The 3,835-nt window shown below is 42.9% G+C and carries 5 protein-coding genes; all 5 read left to right on the top strand.

What is annotated here, in order from left to right:
• Window positions 1-200 precede the first annotated feature (200 nt).
• A complete protein-coding gene (locus ACUVXA_RS17935; RefSeq protein WP_445872656.1) occupies window positions 201-476 on the top strand; it encodes a hypothetical protein in 276 nt (91 codons plus the stop codon).
• 181 nt (window positions 477-657) lie between these two features.
• The gene (locus ACUVXA_RS17940; RefSeq protein ID WP_445872657.1) at window positions 658-855 is read left to right on the top strand and encodes a hypothetical protein; all 198 of its coding nucleotides are present in this window, start codon (window positions 658-660) and stop codon (window positions 853-855) included.
• Window positions 828-1,349 (top strand): hypothetical protein, encoded by a 522-nt coding sequence (locus tag ACUVXA_RS17945; RefSeq protein WP_445872658.1) that lies wholly within the window; start codon window positions 828-830, stop codon window positions 1,347-1,349. Before ACUVXA_RS17940 ends, ACUVXA_RS17945 begins: the two co-directional genes overlap by 28 nt.
• A 403-nt stretch (window positions 1,350-1,752) precedes the next feature.
• Window positions 1,753-1,947, top strand: a complete 195-nt coding sequence (locus ACUVXA_RS17950; RefSeq protein ID WP_445872659.1) for a hypothetical protein — start codon at window positions 1,753-1,755, stop codon at window positions 1,945-1,947.
• 283 nt (window positions 1,948-2,230) lie between these two features.
• On the top strand, window positions 2,231-3,835 hold a 1,605-nt coding region (locus ACUVXA_RS17955; RefSeq protein WP_445872660.1), incomplete at its 3' end, for a DNA methyltransferase.

Below are 3,835 nucleotides of genomic sequence, written 5' to 3' on the forward strand. Positions count from 1 at the left end.
CTGGCGATAGCGGCGATTTACTTCGTGTTCTATCCGGTCTAATTTCCTCTTTTTGTGTTTTTTCATTTTTATGAGCTCATTGTTTATCACATGCTTTCTACTATTTTATTCATGTAATTTGATATTATAAAAGCGCTGCGCCTTTTAAGAAAATCAGGTATTATATATTCGGGAACATTTTATAAAAGGTAGCGCAAAAAATGCAATACATTGCATTCGATTCATACAAGCGTTACACTCTGGCATCAATAGAAGGGGCTAAAAACGGAAGGGCATTTGAGGCACGGATTGAGCATTGGAGGGGTAGTATAAAAGAGCTTCTCAATCGTTGTGAGCCAGGATCACCGGTTGCTGTGGAGACTGTGGGTAACTGGTATTGGATCGTTGACGAGATAGAAGAAGCGGGCGTGGTCCCAGGGCTTGTGCACTCCCCTAACGCTAAGCTTATGCTTGGCATTCAGAACATTTGGTGCTGAGTAACACGAGGACACCCGAGAAGAGTGTGAAAGACCACCTGCTGATCTATCTGAGGCGAGACGGGAAAAAGATGCGGATGGAGTCTCCAATTGAAAATCCAAACCCCAAGCTTAAGCGCTATGGAATCGCGGGCAATACCGTCTCCTTTGCATCCCGGTATAGGCGCCGGAGGATTCGGTCTTGATCTTTCGCACACTAGCCGTCTTAGACAGAGTCACAAATAGGAGCTTGTCTCAGTTCATTAACATCGCCGCTGAAGGGGAGGCTGATACGGGGAAGCGAAGAATACCTCAGATTTTCAGCTTAAGCCGGATCAAGAGACCAAAAAAGAACTCTTCGGACGAAAACGCTTGTGGTGTTCTCTCAGAGACTACCTGAAAAGCCATGAGTTCAATCCCCTATTCGTTGAGGCTTTAGAGGAAACAGGTGCCTCAGATACTCACCGATGGAAGAGATCAAATCCAGCCATCAAGGCTGCACCTCATGCACTTGAGTTGCTTGGTGACATATGGAACAACGCTGAAATCTTTCGGCAGGGACTATTTAGCCCTTATGTTACCAACGATAAAAAAACATGGGATATGCCTCGGACAATTCGAAAGATATACGAAATGTTCGGTAAGCCGAGCAATTTCTATCCTGAGCAACTCGATGTGTCCTTTGACTTTGTTCCCAGGATGTGTGAAAAAACGATGTGTTCCGTTTGTCTCTTAGGGGGTGGTATAAAGGGCGTTTGCCACCAGAAAGAAAAACTTCTCTGCCCCGTGCCTTTATACTCTTGTGGCTACAAACACCGATGTAACATGGAAACCTGTCGGTTCAAGGACGATCTGATAAACGGATTTTGCAAGAGTTCTATTTTCACCTTATAGCATTTTGCCGGGCTATATCTGTCATAGCATATTTACATCTTTGTTCTATTCTTCCGGCCCCCATGCCGGAAGAAAGATTTCTTGGTCGTGGCCACGGATGGCCACGACCCCAAGGCGTGCCCCTACTCCGTCTTTTAAATCTCCATCCCTGAAGAATTTTTAAAATGAATAAACAGCAAAATTGCGGTTTTTGTTTCAATCAACTTGAATTAACGAAAGAAACACGGTAATATATGAGTGAATTGGAAGGAAAATTTGCTAATACATAGCTTTTTTAACGTTTAGCACTTCAGTGTTGGGTGATAAACAGAATAAAACATGTCATGGGAGGGGCTATACTTCATATCTGCAGGACACTCAATAGTTAGACGCCAATTAGCTAATTCGTTAGAAAGGGAAGGAAGTGATTAAAATTGGCAAACGAACCAGAACAAAGTATTGGGGTAAGTATGAGGTTAAGGACTTTGTTTCACTCAATGCTCCTATCAAGTGCCACAGTGCTGAAAAGGGTGAGGTGAAATCCAATCCCACAATCGTGAAGCTCTCATGGGACCGCGATCCTTCTGGTGATAAACATGATCTCTGGTTTCCTTACTGAATTACGATTACTGGTAAGGAGAAATATGGGCAATTCGCGCCCATGATTGGTCAAAAGACTCTACTTGGGCTCTTGTTCAAGGCAATAGACCGTGGATTCTTTGAAGCTGTTTTTTTGGAAGCGTTGGGTCAAAAGATAGCAGACCATTTGGGCATTTGTAGTACAATAGAGGGGTCCTAACAACCAACTGGAGGAGATGCGACACACAGCAGTCGCGCTGATAAGTTCGATGGCGTTAGCGTTGTAGATATAGAGGCAAACAATCTAGTTAGAGAGGTGTACTTTGAGAGCAGATAAATTACAACCAACAAAAGAAATACAAAGGCAAATTCAATGTCCACTATGCCATGAATATGTGGATGATAACTTACGCTCACATATTCTGGATTTGCATGGCGAGGAGGAATTTCGTAAAGCATTACTGGCTGATAAAGAAAGAGGTATGCCCGATCCAGAAATTGGTGAGCGCTATGGTATCTCTTTTGGTACACTTGAGCAAATCATTACAGAAGCTTACGGGGCTAATATCAGTATTCTAAAACGTAACAAGCAGATAAAGAGATGGCAACCACCAAACTTTCATGAAGAAACTACAACTGTATGGAGTTTCAAACAGCGTGGCGATTGGGCTACCCACGACGGCCGCTATAGGGGAAATTGGTCTCCATATATTCCACGAAATGTTATCCTCAAATATTCTAAACCTGGTGATATCATCCTTGATTACTTTGTGGGGAGTGGAACTACGGCCGTTGAAGCTAAACTGCTGGGGCGTCGTTGTATCGCGAGGGACATCAATCCCGGAGCAGTAGGCATAACGGTGGAAAATCTGAGATTCTCACCCGAACACCAATTTTTCGTCACTGAAGCGTTCCCAACGTATGAGCCAAAAGTAAGTGTTGGAGATGCTAGAGACCTGTTTGACATTTCTAACAACAGTATAGATCTGATATGTGCCCATCCTCCCTATGCCGGGATAATTAAATACAGTACCAAGATTCCAGGTGATTTGTCTGAATTATCAGTGCAAGATTTCCTAATTGAAATGCGTAAGGTTGCCGAAGAGAGCCTGCGCGTTCTGAAACCTGGCGGTAAATGTGCTATTCTCATTGGAGACGCTCGTAAGTCAAAACACGTCGTACCTATTGGCTTTAAGACTATTAGAGTATTTCTTGATGCTGGTTTCATCCTACGGGAACTGGTAATTAAGCGTCAACACAATTGTAAAACAACAGGTTTCTGGTACACCCGAAGTATTCACCATAACTTTCTATTACTGGCACATGAGTATCTGCCTATCTTTGAGAAACCCTTTGCAGAGTGTGTAAGAGAGCAACGCATATTGTGGGATTATACTCTTCCTCACCAAATTACGTTAAATAAGGTGCGCAAGATCGAAGAGGAGAATTTAGAGACAACTACCGTTTGGATATTCCCAAAAAACCAGGTAGAAGATGAAGTCACTCGGAACCTCCTCCGGAGATTTGCCGTCTCTGATGACGGATTCATTGATGTTCAATTCAATAATATAAAACAACCTTTTTCTTTGGCTCCTACGCAAAACATAAGTCTTTTGTATATTCATTCGCTCGTCCATTGGACAGAAGAGACTTTTCAAGGATACCGGAAAACAATCAAGAAGATAGTCGAACAAGCAGGAGACCTTCTCGCCACAGGAAGCTTCTTGGTGTTAGAAGCAAGGGATTTTCGCTGTAGCAGTGGACTATTACCTGCAGGTTTATTCTTATGGGAAGATATGAAGCATCAGGAAAAATTCCTCTTAAAAGAGATTGTTGTAGTTGTCCCAGAGGGGTTACCATACAATGGATATAATGAGTATCTTGACATTGTCCATCGTTATCTTCTTATTTATTCGAAGAAGGGGAAG

It is taken from the genome of Candidatus Jordarchaeum sp., from assembly GCF_052745115.1.